The sequence below is a fragment of the Leadbettera azotonutricia ZAS-9 genome, from assembly GCF_000214355.1.
In the GTDB taxonomy this organism is placed as follows: domain Bacteria; phylum Spirochaetota; class Spirochaetia; order Treponematales; family Breznakiellaceae; genus Leadbettera; species Leadbettera azotonutricia.
In genome coordinates this window covers 838,809-852,147 of record NC_015577.1, presented here as the reverse complement: position 1 = coordinate 852,147, position 13,339 = coordinate 838,809, and the positions used below count along the sequence as shown (strand labels likewise).

The following is a 13,339-nucleotide window of genomic DNA, read 5'->3' as shown; positions in this document are numbered from 1 at the left end:
GTACTGGAAATCCAATCCCCTTTTTGGGTATAATTCAGTTTCTATACGCCAAGATGGCTCAGTTGGCAGAGCGGCACACTCGTAATGTGCAGGTCCGGGGTTCGATTCCCCGTCTTGGCTTCGAATCAAAAGAGTCGTACATAAAAAAGGCTGCTTTCCTTATGAAGCATTCCACAATTTTTTGAGACGCTGATGTTTTTCTCCCGGCATATTCCTTGGCGTGCTGGGAGAAGCCGGAATTTTCCGGCTTCTCCCGAAAGTCGCTAAACCACGTACTTGTACTCGCCATTAGCCTCCAGCCCGAAGAAGTCCGCATACGTCACTTTCCAAGGGGATTTCCCCAGCTTGTCGATACGGATCTTGTTCTTGATGAGATGGAGCCAGAAACCTGAGCCGCCGATTTCACCCTGGAGTATAACCCCCGCAGGGGCGCCGTCGCGGAGTATGATCTTGCGGTAATTGCCGCGATCTTCCTTGACAAGCACCGTATCACCCTCCTGGGGATTTATCGCCCCCAGCGAAAGCGAAGGAAGGCCGAAAAAATTGATGGTGTTCTTGATGGCAAACCTGTCGTCATAAGCCCACTTGGTGCCGGTCATGTTGTAGGCCGCCATCTCTCCCTGCTTCTGGGCATTGGGCCAAATACCCGAAAGGCCCGCTACGTCGCCGGCGGCATAAATGCCGGGTACGCTGGTTGCGAGATAATCATCCACTACCACTGCCCTTTCGGTTTTCACGCCGGAGCCTTCGAGGAAGGCAATGGCGGCGCGCACGCCCACTGCCATGACCACCATATCGCAGGGGACAGTAACGCCGTTGTCCATTTCCACGCCTGTAATGTTACCGGCGCCGTCACCTTTAGTGTTAACCACTTTACGCGCCAGATGGAAAGTCACGCCCTTGGCTTCAAAGAGCTTCTGGTAAGCCTCGGCGCCGTGGGCGTCGAGGTTAATGGCAAGGGCGGTGGGGGCCATTTCGATAATGGTGAGCTTCTTCCCCAATTCCAAAAGCGCATAGGCGGCATCGAGGCCCACGAGGCCCGCGCCTATGATGACCACTTCTTTGGCGCTTTTAGCGCTGCCGGCAATGGCCCGCGCGTCTGAAAGGTGGCGGAGGCCGAAGGCGTTCTTCGCGGTTTTGAGTTCGCCGATGGGAGGTGTAACACTGTTGCTGCCTGTGGCGATAAGAACAGTGTCGCCTGAAGCGATTTTTTCGTCCCCCGCGTACACAGTCTTTGTCGCGCCATCAAGGCGGGTAATGGTTTTGCCCTTGATCCACTGGACATTCTTGTGAGCAAAGATATCATCGTTAATAAAATTGATGCTCGGGGCGTCGCGCTCGCCTGAAATAAATTTGTGGAGCATGCAGCGGGAGTAGACTTCCTCATCCTGGGACACTATTACTACCGTGTCCTCGGGTTTTTCCTTGAGGATTCTTCTGACTGCGCTGACAGCAGCGGCTCCTGCGCCGATAATGAGATGTTTCATTCTACAAAACCTCCACTTCTTCAACCCAGATGGCCTTTTTTGGACAAGCCCTCACGCAGTTGGGACCCTCGGGATCGTCTTTGCAGAAATCGCATTTGAGGATCTTTGAGCGGGTGGCCTTATCAGGCTTGACATTGCCATAGGGACAGCTCATAACGCACATGAAGCAAGTGCCGCAGCGTTTTTCGTCGTACTGCACATGGCCTGTATCGGGCTCTTTTTTAAGAGCCCCCGACATGCAGGCGCCGACACAGTCCGGTACCGCGCAGTGGCGGCAGAAGACAGGAGTGTACCTGCCTTTGCCGTCGCTCACAATGGTATGGCGGGCTTCATTTTTGCGATCCAGAAGGTCAAGGTCATAGACCGTTCCGGGCGTTGCCCTGTGAGCCTGCATACAGGCGACAGTGCAGTTTTTACAGCCGTCGCACTTTTCCCTGTCAATAAAAATTCGTTTCATGGTATTCAGCATATCCGGCCCCCTATATCTTCAAGGCCGCGCGTTTTTCGAGAATGACCTTCTCAAGCAGCTCCGCTGATTCTTTGGCATCCCCATTGATGATCACCTGTCCTCCTGTCAGGGCCTTCATATCCTGACAGAGAACCTGTGTCGCAACTTTGCTGCCCGTTACAAAGGGAGGAAGCCCGAGATGCAGGGGAAGCCCCAGGGCAAGGCCGAAACAGCCATCGGCCAGGGCCTGCTCTTCAAGCCACTGAGCCGCGGACAGCACCAGGGGAAGCTGGGGTATGTCTATGCCTATGGCCTCCGCAAGTTCGGTAGCAACAATCTCAAGGCGTCCTATGGCAAGGCAAGGACCGAAATTCAGCACAGGAGGAATCCCAAGCTTTTTGCACACCGCCTTGAGCTTCGGGCCAGCAAGCTCGGCAGCTTCGGGAACCATGAGTCCGCAGTTTTCGATACCCCCTGAGGAACAGCCCGCAGTAAGGACGATAATATCTTTGGCGATAAGTTCCTTTACGAGGGCCACCGTGAGCACATCGTGGCCTCCGGCAACCAGGCTTGAACAGCCCACCACACCGGCAACACCTTTGATGTCGCCTGATACGATGAGATCGATGAGGGGCTTCCAGCTGCCACCCAGGAATTTTTTGAGCGATACTTCGCTCACGCCCGTAAGGTTGTTTTCGTAGCCGTGTTCGGGCAGAAGGTTGAGCTTTACCTTGGGCCGCCGTTCTTTATAAGCCGCAATAATCTTGTCGATGATGATTTCGCTCTGTTTACCTCTATCGGCAAAGGTGAAAGGCACATATTCCGCGTTGGCCTTTTTCGCTACATCATCAACACAAATCTGCTTAATCAAAAGTTCATCGCAGATAGGCTCGATGCCCGGAAGTGTGCAGTTGAATTCGGAAATCACCGCGTCGATGCCGCCTGTGGCCAGTATGGCCTCGGAGGTGTAGTTGTTCCCCGCGTGCCCGTCGAAGATCTCCGTGTAGTGTGCGCCCCGGAGCTGGAGATCCTGGCCTACGCAGGTACAGCCCACGAGCTTAAAACCTTTTGCGCCTACAGCTTTTGCCTTGGCAACCACATCGGGCTCGGTAAGCCTCTCCTGGAGATGCACGAACATCGTGTGTTGGTGGCCTGTGATCATGATGTTGATATAATCGGGATCGATGACGCGCAGCCCCACAGGGGCCATACGGATTTCAGGTTCCCCAAGAAGCACGTCGTTCAAAAGGTTCGTAAGGGTAAGGCCGTAGATTCCTGTGGAGATGCCCAGCTTGAGGCAGTCGAGGAGCATGTTCACCGGATCCGAATTGAGGTTGGTGGAACACTTAACCACGCCCTTGAACACTTCTGACTTGGCGCCTCCGGGGAGTATGCCAAGTTCTTTCCACACTTTGAAGCGGGGAGGATAGGCCATCTTTTCTACCAGATCCATTTTGACATATTCGGGTTTGTAAAGATCGTTCAAAACCGCGTTCGACACATTGAGGGCTTTTTCGTAATCGTCCTTGCCCGAAACGCCGAAAAGCTTGCAGAGCCGTTCGAGTGCGCCTGGGCCTTTGAACTTGCCCTTTTCGATGGCCGTGTTCCTGAGGTTCAGGGCGGTGTTTTCCACCACGTGGATATAGCAGCCCGATCCCGAGGCCACCGCCCTCAATAAATTGCGCGTAACCATCACATCGGCGGTAGCGCCGCAAATGCCCCTGGGCGATTCAGGGGTGATGCGGCAGGGGCCGTTGGCACAGAGCCTGCAGCATACCCCCTGCAGGCCGAAGCCGCACTTTGTCTCCTGGCTTTCCACGCGGTGGTGGGAAGTCTCCATCGGCAGTCCCGCGATAAACCCTTCAAGGGGTTTGTCCGCGCTGGCGCAGGTGCTGCATCCGTAACAACTCTCGTTCATAGTAACCTCCGTAAATTGGAAACTGGATAATGATTATCCAGTTTCATATAACAAAAAAATTGCTTTCAGATTATATCTGAAAGGGACTTTTCCTTTAGATGGGAAAGTATGAGCCCCTGAATACGCGCGAATTCCCCGTGAACGCCGCAGCCCTTCCTTCCCTTGCCCTTCATGGGGCAGCGGAAACCGTGGCCCAGACATTCGGAGAGGAGGATTTCCTCGTCAACCGCGGTTATCACGTCGTAAAGGCTCATGTTTTTGGGGGCTTTGGCAAGCTCATAGCCGCCGCTAGCCCCCCTATAGCCCTGCACAAGGCCGCCTTTTTCAAGTTTTTTGAGTATCTTGTAACTGTACTGCATGGGTATGCTTTCGCTTTCGCAGATAGCCTTGACAGATTCCCTGCCGCTTCTCGAAAGCTCCCGTATGATGCGCACGGCGTAATCAGATTCCTTGGTGATAAACATTGTATTATACAATATACATATACTGGATAAAATTTGTCAAGTTTTTTCTTCGTTTTTTTATTTTTTTGGAGATTTTATGGATTGATAAATTCCAGGCTATGATCCATGATCATGCTATGAAGTACCTTATCATTACCGGAAACCCTAAAAAGGACGGCCTCTGCCATCTGGAGGAAGAAGAACTTATAAAGGGCTGCAAAGACGGCGGCGCGGATGCGGAAACCCTCAATGTGGGGAAACTCGGACGCTGCCATGTGTGCGGCGATGGCTGGGGAAGCTGTCGCACGGAGCATCGATGTTCATTCGGAGGCGACGGCTTCGACGAAGCCCGGGAAAAGGTGAAACAGGCGGACGCGTTCTGCTTTATCACCCCTGTGTACTGGGGTGAAATGGCTGAAGGGCTCAAAAGCTTCTTTGACCGCCTCCGCCGCTGCGAAGCCACATGGCAGTTTGAAGGGAAAGCCGCTGAATCAGCCTTTGGGGGCAAGCAGGTACTCCTTGTAGCTTCCCCGGGAGGGTCGGGCAACGGCCTCCTCTCCTGCCTGGAGCAGATGGACCGCTTCTGCCGTCATACAGGGGCCCAAATTTTCGACTATATAGGGGTAAACCGCTGGAACCACGATTACAAGAAGAAGGCTATCTATGCTGCGGCAAGGGCCATGGCCGAGGGCAGGGAAGCAGGCAAATCCATATAGGGATCTACGAATTTTCATCGTTTTTTCTTATTTAATGCGAATAGGGTTTGACTTTCTTTTGAAACATAGACTATACTCTATGATGTATTTGTGTATATTGCCAATTGATTCTATATAAAGGAGCAAAGATATGGGAAATTTAGATCTACCCAAGAGTCCTAATGTATTTCACCCCGAAAAGCCGAGCGCTGTGGGTTCAAGGAACTCATTGGCCCAGGAGTACCGGGATCAGCAGAATGAGGTTAATCAGCTGCTGGAAGAGGAAACCAACAAGGTTATCCACCATCTGACCTCCAGGCTGCCCAAGGACGTGCTGGAGCGGCTCGATGTGATGGGCGGCCTCAAGGAAAAGCTCTATAACTATTTCAACCAGAACTTCCAGAACATGTTCAACCGGTACATGACCACTTCTGAAGATGAAATGGTCAAGAAAGTCCGGAATTTCATCGACAAGGAAGAAACCCAGGTCCTTGCCCGGTACAGTCCGAAAGAAATCGCCAAACTGCTTGATGAAGTCGGCGGAGCCGACAAGTTCAACACCGGCGAGATTGAAAAATCCGTTGTTAACATGTACGGTCACCTCCAGGGCCATATTCAGCGGGGCGTCAACGAGCTCGAGACCCACACCAACAGCATACTCCGCCAGAAAACTGACGTAGGCGCCTTTGTGCGGGGCGAAAATGCCTATTCCATCGTAAAATGCGCCTTCAAGGACAACCTTTACAAGCCCAAGACCGTTACCGATGTAAAGCTTTCGGTCAATATCCTCGATTCAGAGCTGATTTCCCCCATATTCCATTATCAGGTAACCATGGAATACCTCGTCAAAGACATGCTTTCCAAGCATATCGTTGATTCCATCGACAAGGAAGTCGAGAAGCTCAAGGACGAACGGGTGGATCAGGGTCTTGAAGAACTCGCCGACAGCGAGATCCTCTTCTCCAAAATCGGAAAAGTCGAAGATTTTACCGATGACAACGTTGAAAATGAAAAATCCAAGCGCTATAAGCTGGTTGCCAAGAATATCATGGAGAAGCTGGGGCAGCTCAGGGCCGAAATCGACCCCGCCGAGTTCGATCAGCTCAACATACGTGAGAACCTCAAAAAAATCATCGACATCGAAAACATCCGCAACCGGGGCTTCAATACCGCCATTAACTCCATTACTTCCATTCTGGACACCTCCCGCATGGGCTACCAGTACATTGAAAACCTCAAGAATGGCAGGGAACTCCTGATTCGCGAATACGAAGACAGCGATGTTTCCAACCTCCCCGACGAGCGTTACCAGATCAAGATGAAGTACCTGGATCATGCCCAGCTCATCGAGGAACGCAAGGCCTACGATGTGCAGCTCAAGAGCTTCGAAACCGAAGTCCAGCATGTCTGGGATATCGTTACGGTCATCTACGAAGACCGCAAACCCGGCGGCAAGGTCACTGACTTTGACGATCTGGCCAAAAAGAAGAAGAACCGCATCAAGACCACCATCAAAGACAAAACCGGCGAACCCCTCTACGAAGATATCGACAAGGTTTGGGACGAAATCTCCTTTGTGAAGCCCGCAGAAACCGAAGTGGAACGCTCCAACCGTACCTATGTCTACGAAAAAGACAAGATACGGAGCCGGATTATCCTGATGAGGGAAAAGCTCGTCAAAATGTACGATTATCAATACCCCGTTGAAAGGCGGGTCATTGAGGATCGCCTCCATTTCCTGGAGAGGGACTACTTCAAGTTCGATTACATGATCAATCCCTACCATATTCAGCCCGGTATTATCCTCGACGTGGACATTACCTCCATCAAGAGGAAGAAGGCCACTCTCGACGCCATGGCGAACGTGCTCAACGAATTCCTCCACGGCGTAAGCAAGGGCTTCCAGGACGCCGCATTTGCATCCTTCAGCCGCAGGCGCTCCACAGTGCGCGAGGACATCAACCAGTCCTTCAGCGCAGTGGACAACCCTGAACCCCATGCTGCCGAAGCATCAGGCTCGGCCTATCTGGATTTGATCAACTCCGATGACGCCCCTGCCTCAACATCAGCCGCCCCAAAAGCGCTGCCTGCGCCCAAAAAAGCCAAGGCCGCTGCTGCAGGAAAAGCTGCCAGTAAACGGGGCCGCAAGCCCGGTGCAGCAGGAAAAAGAGGCCGCCCGAGCGCAGGACTCAAAGAAGTTTAAGACTGATTTTTAGGTAAAATGAAGGCTCCCGAATTTCGGGAGCCTTTTTTATTCGCGGCGAGGGGTTGGTCAAAAGCCGACCAAAGAAGAACTGAAACGGATTAAGATGTTCAAATCTTTAAGAAAGGGCTATACCGGCGTTATGGCTGATGTGTTGAATTATGCAGCCAATAACCCGGAAATCTTCGCCAAGGTTCGATAGAGGATATAGAAATTTTTAACCGCAAGGTCGAAGAAGGAATCGTAATTGAATTCTTACTTCTTCAACGTCTTTTACTTTGCGGTTTTATTTGGCCACGCATTGGTATTTTTTTGATTCATCTTATCTGATGAATTTGCTGAATTAAATTCATCTTATCTGATGAATTCAAAAATTACTGTTTTTTATGGTTTTTTCAGATTAGGCGCGCTTCCCGGCGTATCACCCCTTCTTCCTTTTTGAATTGACAAAGCGGGAGAAGTCGTTGATGTTCTTGACCACGATGCGGTCGGGGTACATCTCAAGGCGGCGCTGGGTCACAAAGTGGCTTAGGGCTTCGCGGGTTTCGCTGACGCCCATGCCGGCCCAGTGGGCAATATCGTCTACAGAGGTTTTGAAAATACGGGTTTCGGTGGTTTTGTCTATATCCGCCTGGCTTTCGTCCAGCATGAGGAAAACGTCGGCTATTTTTGCCTGGGGATCTTCCAGGGTGAGGATCATGAAGCGGCGCTTGGAATCGTAGATGCGCTTGGTGAACATACGGAGGAGCTTCAGGGCTATCTGGGGATTGCCCAGCATGAGAATCTCGAAGTTCTGGCTGTTGAATTCCAGCACGCTTACCTTGTCCAGGGCTATGGCAGTGGCGGAGCGCGGGGAATTTTCGAGTATCGCCATTTCGCCGAACATTTCTGAGGGCTGGAGTATGTCCAGGGTGCGTTCGATATCGCCGATTATTTTGACCAGCTCCACGCGTCCCGACTGGATGAGGTAGAAGGTGTCGCCGGGCTCGAATTCCGAAAAGATCATCTCCCCGGCCTGAAAGGTCCTTGTGAAGCGGCCAAAGGCCGACATGTCCATGCCTGCCATCTATTCCTCCAATGCCTTGAGGGCCCGCCTGGCCTTGATATGGGTGCCGTCGTCCTCGTCCCCAGGCATGGAGAGTATTTTCTTGTAGAAGGTCGCGGCCTGATCCTTGCGGTTGTTTTTCTCGTAAGACTGGCCCATGAAGAAGAGGGCATCCCCCAGATCGGGATGTTTGGGGTACCGGGTAATCATCATGGTGTAGTATTTGATGCAGTCCTCGAATTTGTTCAACAAAAAGAGGCAGCGGCCAATCTCGAAAGAACTCTTGGCAGAGTACTCGGCGTCTTCGTTGGCGTCCACTATCTTTTTAAAGCCCAGGTAGGCCTGCTGGTATTTCTGCTGGCTTATGAGACTTACTGCGTCATAGTACAACTTTGCGGTATCCGTAAGGCTTTCCGAAGAGCTGGAAGCAGCGGACCCAGGGGCTGCGAAAACCGAAGCCTTGTCCCCTCCCCCGCCGCGCGCAATGGCTATCTCGGCGACTTCAAGATCTTTGGCAGCCTGGACTGCGTTTCTCCCCGAGGGGTAATAGGTAAGATAGCGGGAAAGGACGTACTTTGCCTGGGCAAAGCGCTTGTTTTTGAGGTAATACTGGCCTACGTTGAAAAGGCCTGCCTCGGGGCTGAGCAGCTCATCCTTCTCCATGAGGTTCGAGACCTGGTGATGTATGCGCCTCATCTGGTTGGAGAAAACCTTGAGCATCTTCATAACAATACGGGTATTCGCCATGGCCAGGGCTTCAAACTCGGGCACTGTAAAAGCCATGATGGAGGCATCCATAAGGGCTACGGCGTTTTCTTCACGGGGATAGCGGCCCAGGGCCGACTTGACGCCAAAGAATTCGCCGGGCTGCACGAGATCGTGCACATCCTGTCCGGTCTCAATATCCTGGTAGACCAGGTTCACCTGGCCTTTCTGCAGGATGAACACCTGGTTTGCAGGATCCCCCTGGAAGTAGATAAGAGAACCTGATCTGTACTGAAGCGGCTTGGGCATTCCTATCCTTCCTCACGGCTCAAAGGGGAGATAATCAAGGACTTTCTTGAAGCCGATTTTGCTGCGGCATTCTGCATAAAGCCCCGCCGGATCGCCAATGACGAACATGGGCCTCCGGCCTATTTTGATTTGACTGTAACCTGAAGGCAGGGAACCTCCCAAAAAATCCAAAAAGCGGAGTTCACCCAAAATGGGCTTCCCCGCCAGCACAAGCAATTCTATATCCTGCATGGAAGCAGAGGCGAGGTTTTCGTAGGCATCGTCCGCCTTCCCTTTAAGAACCAGTATGTCCCCAAGCTTGCCCTCTTCCAGGGTACCGATGCGGTCGTCCATCCAGAAGGCTTTTGCGGCGTTGACAGTGGCCATCTCGAAAATGGTCTTGGCGGGAAGATCCTCGCCGTAGAGCCTACGGTAAAGCTCCCTGTCGTATTTGATTTCGGACAGAAGGTTTGCCGAACCTGTAGCGGACGAGTCGGTGCCCAAGGTAACATTCACCCCCGCCTTGATCATCTTGCGTATCTTGCAGGTGGTGTTGAACATGAACATATTGGAAAAGCCGCACCATGAGACTGATGCCCCCGCTTTGGCGACTTTTTTGATATCCCCATCGCTGAAGCCAATACAGTGGACAAAAAGGCAATGATTATCGAGTATGCCCAGCTTTTCGATGGTTTCTACCCCGTGCATGGCCTCTTCGTCAAAGCCCTCTGAAAGATGGGTAATGAAGGGCCACTTGTTCTTGACTGCCCGCTTGTATTCGACATCCACACCGTCTCCCCATTTGAGGTCGTAGGAAGTAGCCTCGTGGGCAAGGCCGTATTCGAGTATAGCCCTGATGGGCAGGGTAGGCAGGATGGCGCCATTGAGCTTTTGGGGGAAATGGTCGTTTACCGTGGTAACACCCGAGAAAAGACACTTGTAGCCTGAAAGGGCATATAAGTTCTCACGGGTCAGCTGAGAGCGTTCTTTGAAGGTATCCGAGGCTTTGAGATCATTGTCCCAGGGAAGCCATGTGAGATAGAACTCGCCTTTTTTGGGACCTACGGCAGGACGGTAATTCCCCTGAAGATGATCGTGGGTGTTTATAAGGGAGGGATAGACGAAAGACTTGCCTCCAAGGTCAGCCTCGGGCCCTTTGCCTTTGGCGGCAATCTTGTCCCCCAATACAGCCAGACTCCCTGCCCTGGGCTTTTTTCCGGCAGTAACAATTACCCCGTTCTTCAATATAAAATCAGGCACTCTGAACTGTCCTCCAGCTTTATACCTTTATTTTATAATCGTAAGGCATAACAGTCAACGATCCTTTGCCCTCTTCGCTCTATTTTCAGCAAAAAAAAGGCAAATGCCGTCTTTTTAACGAAAAGCTAAAAATATCCTTGACAAGAAAGCATATTATGACTATACTAATAATAATGATACCGATTATGAATAAGGCCAATCAAAAGACTATTCGGCGCAACACCAGCCAGCGCGACCTGGTATTGGATGCTGTTTGCAAGGGAAATCATTTATCGGCACGGGAGATTTTTGAGCTTGTTTCGGCTAAAAAGCGCATGAGTTTTGGCACGGTTTACCGGAATCTTCAAATTCTTGAAGAAGAAGGTGAAATAGTCGCCATCAAGACAGATCCTGAACTACTGCATTATGATCGGAGGCTGGAGCGCCATCACCACTTGCACTGCCGGAAATGCGGGAAGGTGTTTGATGTTTTCGTTCCCTATCGCCCGGAATTCGATATAGAAGCGGCGCAAGAAAGCGGCTTCATCATTGATTCGCACGCAATTACCTTTGAAGGGTTATGCGGCGTTTGCCAAAACATCAGGTGAAATCCCCGGGTGCGGTTTTTTTAGTGTATATTGGTAATCGTTTCGATTATTGATAGAAACGTTCATAGAACGTTGCGCTCGTCAGAGCGCTTAATAAAAGTCGGCGGACTTTAAGCGCGAGGGAGAGTACAAAAAATGAAACAATGGATTTGCTCAAAATGCGGGTATGTTCATGCGGGTGAAAGCGCGCCGTCTCAATGTCCGGTGTGCCATGTTGCATCTTCGGAGTTCAAAGAAAAACAGGCGGGCGGGGAAAAAAGAGTGCTGACGTCAATAACAAAACTCAATATCCAGTATGCGCATCGATTCTTGGGTTACATTGGCGAGGCGCAGTATCTTCACGGACATACGGGAACACTAACGCTTGAAGTGGAAGGCGAGGTAAACAGCAAAAATGGTTTTGTTGTGGCTTGCAACAGCATAAAAAACCATGCGTGGGAATATTTGGTAAACTTTGACCACGCGATTATTTTGCAAAAAGAAGACCCGATTCTTCCTGAGCTTCTCAAGGTATACGAGGCGCAGGGAATCAAGGGTGGCTCAACATGGAATACCAGCGTCGGCATAGCCTTTGATACGGAGCTTGCAAAAGCCTATCCTGAATGCCGCCTTGTGGTTGTCAAGAAAGTCGCAACCGTCGAGAACTTGATTGAGGTTTTCTATTCTCTATTAAAGGATACCCTCAATATCAAGAAACTCACATTCACATCCGGCGACAATGCTGCTTCATTTAGTGTCTAACAACGAAAAAAGGGTGCCGCCGCCTGGCAAAAATTTCGGTTTCGCGGCGGCATCTTTCTGCGGGGGATAGGGGCAAAACAAGCAAAATGTGCTAAAATTCCGCTCAATGATCGATTTGCATACCCATTCTACTGCCTCCGACGGCAGCCTGAGTCCTCAGGCGCTGGTTGAAGAAGCTTCCAAACGGGGCCTTACAGCCCTTGCCCTGACAGACCACGACACCATCAACGGCCTTGGCGAAGCCGAAAAAACCGCCAGAAAACTGGGGCTCCATTTTATCCCGGGCATTGAGCTTCAAATTGAATGGAACCAGGAATCGGGCGGTGAATTCCACCTCCTGGGCCTGGGCATACGCCAGCCCAGCCCTGCCTTTCTTGAGGCTGTGGCAAGCCTTGCCAAAGGCAGGGAAGAGCGGAACCTTGAAATATTGGAGCGTATGCATGAACTCAGCATCGACGCTACCTATGAAGAAATCCGGGCGCTCTCCGGAGGGCACTCGGTGGGGAGGCCCCATTTTGCCGCCATCCTGGTACAGCGCAAAATCGTAAAAAACCGGGAGCAGGCATTCCGCCGTTATCTAGGCAGGGGGAAGCCCCTCTATGCGCCCAAGAAAGGGCTGGAATTCGACAAGATTGTGCCCCTCATCAAGGAATCCGGGGGCATAGCGGTACTGGCACACCCCATGTCGCTTTTTGTGGCCTGGGGACGTCTGCCTGAGCTCGTCAAGAACCTCAAGGAGCGGGGGCTCGACGGGCTTGAGGCCTGGCACCCTACAGCCAAACCCCGTTCCTGCAAGCGCCTTGAGGAACTGGGCAAGACCCTGGGGCTTTATATTACCGCAGGGAGCGACTTCCATGGGGAGGCACGGCCTGATCGCAGGCTCGGCATCACTGCGGGGGACAAGAAGATTGAAGATTCGGTGCTGGAGGCTATTCCGCCGCTTACAAGCATTGCTTGATCCATTCGGGGTGGCTTTTGGCCTTTTCGAGCAGCCGGGCCATAATGCCGGTATACCCCTCCCCGAGTTGCTGCCACCATTCGATTGTCTCGTTGGACAAGCGGAGGGAAAACATCTTTTTTCGGCGTTTTTCCCGCACCTGCCGGGCAATTTCTTTTAGTTCCTCATCTGTCGCTTCGGAAATATCGGAAGTGTCAACCGGACGTCCGTCGAGGGCGGCCAACCGCGCCAGGGCTTCAGGGGAAGGATTATCCCCTTCCTGTAAAATCGTTCGTACCATAATAGCCATAATAATATGCCTCCTCTTCAGACCGGGTTGCCCTTCGGGCCGAAATTACGCGGGTTATGTCATTTTGTTCGATAAAGCTTACCATTAGCACCCGATTAACCAATCCGTAAGCTATCCATCGTTCTTCAAATTCGCTGCTATGTTCCCAGTCAAAAATCTCGCAATACAGGGGATCAAGAAACACATATATGGCGTCCTCAAAGGCAACACCATGTTTTTGGATATTTGCCATGTTCTTTTCTTCGTCCCACTCAAATTCCATCTTCATAATA

At 51.6% G+C, this 13,339-nt stretch carries 14 protein-coding genes and 1 tRNA gene; 6 read left to right on the top strand and 9 right to left on the bottom strand.

The window, feature by feature from the left end; genetic code table 11:
* The first annotated feature begins 47 nt into the window (after positions 1 to 47).
* Positions 48 to 120, top strand: a tRNA-Thr gene (locus tag TREAZ_RS03765).
* Positions 121 to 263: 143 nt separating this feature from the next.
* Here TREAZ_RS03765 and TREAZ_RS03760 read toward each other — a convergent pair.
* From TREAZ_RS03760 to TREAZ_RS03745, 4 genes are all read right to left on the bottom strand, one after another.
* Positions 264 to 1,487, bottom strand: a complete 1,224-nt coding sequence (locus TREAZ_RS03760; RefSeq protein WP_015710483.1) for an NAD(P)/FAD-dependent oxidoreductase — start codon at positions 1,485 to 1,487, stop codon at positions 264 to 266.
* Position 1,488: 1 nt separating this feature from the next.
* Positions 1,489 to 1,944, bottom strand: coding sequence for a 4Fe-4S dicluster domain-containing protein (locus TREAZ_RS03755; protein WP_043923274.1), 456 nt, complete (start codon positions 1,942 to 1,944; stop codon positions 1,489 to 1,491).
* Positions 1,945 to 1,966: 22 nt separating this feature from the next.
* Positions 1,967 to 3,853 (bottom strand): anaerobic carbon-monoxide dehydrogenase catalytic subunit, encoded by a 1,887-nt coding sequence (gene cooS, locus TREAZ_RS03750; RefSeq protein ID WP_015710481.1) that lies wholly within the window; start codon positions 3,851 to 3,853, stop codon positions 1,967 to 1,969.
* 65 nt (positions 3,854 to 3,918) lie between these two features.
* Complete coding sequence (locus tag TREAZ_RS03745; RefSeq protein ID WP_015710480.1) at positions 3,919 to 4,317, bottom strand: RrF2 family transcriptional regulator; 399 nt, start codon at positions 4,315 to 4,317, stop codon at positions 3,919 to 3,921.
* A 116-nt stretch (positions 4,318 to 4,433) separates the two neighbouring features.
* Here TREAZ_RS03745 and TREAZ_RS03740 point away from each other — a divergent pair, with 116 nt between their 5' ends.
* A complete protein-coding gene (locus TREAZ_RS03740) occupies positions 4,434 to 5,012 on the top strand; it encodes a flavodoxin family protein (RefSeq protein ID WP_043923273.1) in 579 nt (192 codons plus the stop codon).
* A 130-nt stretch (positions 5,013 to 5,142) separates the two neighbouring features.
* Positions 5,143 to 7,194 (top strand): cytoplasmic filament protein CfpA, encoded by a 2,052-nt coding sequence (gene cfpA, locus TREAZ_RS03735; protein ID WP_043922809.1) that lies wholly within the window; start codon positions 5,143 to 5,145, stop codon positions 7,192 to 7,194.
* Positions 7,195 to 7,615: 421 nt separating this feature from the next.
* Here the strand turns inward: cfpA and TREAZ_RS03730 are convergent, their stop codons facing one another.
* From TREAZ_RS03730 to TREAZ_RS03720, 3 genes are read right to left on the bottom strand one after another with little or no spacing between them, the layout of a single operon-like run.
* On the bottom strand, positions 7,616 to 8,260 hold the full coding sequence (locus TREAZ_RS03730) for a Crp/Fnr family transcriptional regulator (RefSeq protein WP_015710477.1): 645 nt from the start codon (positions 8,258 to 8,260) through the stop codon (positions 7,616 to 7,618).
* Entirely contained in the window at positions 8,261 to 9,253 is a 993-nt protein-coding gene (locus TREAZ_RS03725) for a cyclic nucleotide-binding domain-containing protein (protein WP_015710476.1), read from the bottom strand.
* Between the two features lie 12 nt (positions 9,254 to 9,265).
* Positions 9,266 to 10,492, bottom strand: a complete 1,227-nt coding sequence (locus TREAZ_RS03720) for an amidohydrolase family protein (RefSeq protein WP_052297639.1) — start codon at positions 10,490 to 10,492, stop codon at positions 9,266 to 9,268.
* Positions 10,493 to 10,665: 173 nt separating this feature from the next.
* Here TREAZ_RS03720 and TREAZ_RS03715 point away from each other — a divergent pair, with 173 nt between their 5' ends.
* The 3 genes from TREAZ_RS03715 to TREAZ_RS03705 all read left to right on the top strand — a co-directional run bounded on the left by TREAZ_RS03715 (position 10,666) and on the right by TREAZ_RS03705 (position 12,778).
* The gene (locus TREAZ_RS03715) at positions 10,666 to 11,079 is read left to right on the top strand and encodes a Fur family transcriptional regulator (protein WP_169312601.1); all 414 of its coding nucleotides are present in this window, start codon (positions 10,666 to 10,668) and stop codon (positions 11,077 to 11,079) included.
* Between the two features lie 135 nt (positions 11,080 to 11,214).
* Positions 11,215 to 11,820 (top strand): 6-carboxytetrahydropterin synthase, encoded by a 606-nt coding sequence (locus TREAZ_RS03710; protein ID WP_201764782.1) that lies wholly within the window; start codon positions 11,215 to 11,217, stop codon positions 11,818 to 11,820.
* A gap of 106 nt (positions 11,821 to 11,926) precedes the next feature.
* A complete protein-coding gene (locus TREAZ_RS03705) occupies positions 11,927 to 12,778 on the top strand; it encodes a PHP domain-containing protein (RefSeq protein ID WP_015710473.1) in 852 nt (283 codons plus the stop codon).
* On the opposite strand, the gene TREAZ_RS03700 is transcribed toward TREAZ_RS03705, so the two are convergent.
* On the bottom strand, positions 12,762 to 13,058 hold the full coding sequence (locus TREAZ_RS03700; RefSeq protein ID WP_052297638.1) for a BrnA antitoxin family protein: 297 nt from the start codon (positions 13,056 to 13,058) through the stop codon (positions 12,762 to 12,764). The genes TREAZ_RS03705 and TREAZ_RS03700 overlap by 17 nt on opposite strands.
* On the bottom strand, positions 13,027 to 13,335 hold the full coding sequence (locus tag TREAZ_RS03695) for a BrnT family toxin (protein ID WP_015710471.1): 309 nt from the start codon (positions 13,333 to 13,335) through the stop codon (positions 13,027 to 13,029). Before TREAZ_RS03695 ends, TREAZ_RS03700 begins: the two co-directional genes overlap by 32 nt.
* Between the last annotated feature and the right edge of the window lie 4 nt (positions 13,336 to 13,339).

Bases quoted from the DNA above. Each gene is read 5' to 3' on its own strand.
- TREAZ_RS03760 (WP_015710483.1), bottom strand. From the start codon at position 1,487: ATGAAACATCTCATTATCGGCGCAGGAGCCGCTGCTGTCAGCGCAGTC.
- TREAZ_RS03755 (WP_043923274.1), bottom strand. From the start codon at position 1,944: ATGAAACGAATTTTTATTGACAGGGAAAAGTGCGACGGCTGTAAAAAC.
- cooS (WP_015710481.1), bottom strand. From the start codon at position 3,853: ATGAACGAGAGTTGTTACGGATGCAGCACCTGCGCCAGCGCGGACAAA.
- TREAZ_RS03745 (WP_015710480.1), bottom strand. From the start codon at position 4,317: ATGTTTATCACCAAGGAATCTGATTACGCCGTGCGCATCATACGGGAG.
- TREAZ_RS03740 (WP_043923273.1), top strand. From the start codon at position 4,434: ATGAAGTACCTTATCATTACCGGAAACCCTAAAAAGGACGGCCTCTGC.
- cfpA (WP_043922809.1), top strand. From the start codon at position 5,143: ATGGGAAATTTAGATCTACCCAAGAGTCCTAATGTATTTCACCCCGAA.
- TREAZ_RS03730 (WP_015710477.1), bottom strand. From the start codon at position 8,260: ATGGCAGGCATGGACATGTCGGCCTTTGGCCGCTTCACAAGGACCTTT.
- TREAZ_RS03725 (WP_015710476.1), bottom strand. From the start codon at position 9,253: ATGCCCAAGCCGCTTCAGTACAGATCAGGTTCTCTTATCTACTTCCAG.
- TREAZ_RS03715 (WP_169312601.1), top strand. From the start codon at position 10,666: ATGATACCGATTATGAATAAGGCCAATCAAAAGACTATTCGGCGCAAC.
- TREAZ_RS03710 (WP_201764782.1), top strand. From the start codon at position 11,215: ATGAAACAATGGATTTGCTCAAAATGCGGGTATGTTCATGCGGGTGAA.
- TREAZ_RS03705 (WP_015710473.1), top strand. From the start codon at position 11,927: ATGATCGATTTGCATACCCATTCTACTGCCTCCGACGGCAGCCTGAGT.
- TREAZ_RS03700 (WP_052297638.1), bottom strand. From the start codon at position 13,058: ATGGTACGAACGATTTTACAGGAAGGGGATAATCCTTCCCCTGAAGCC.
- TREAZ_RS03695 (WP_015710471.1), bottom strand. From the start codon at position 13,335: ATGAAGATGGAATTTGAGTGGGACGAAGAAAAGAACATGGCAAATATC.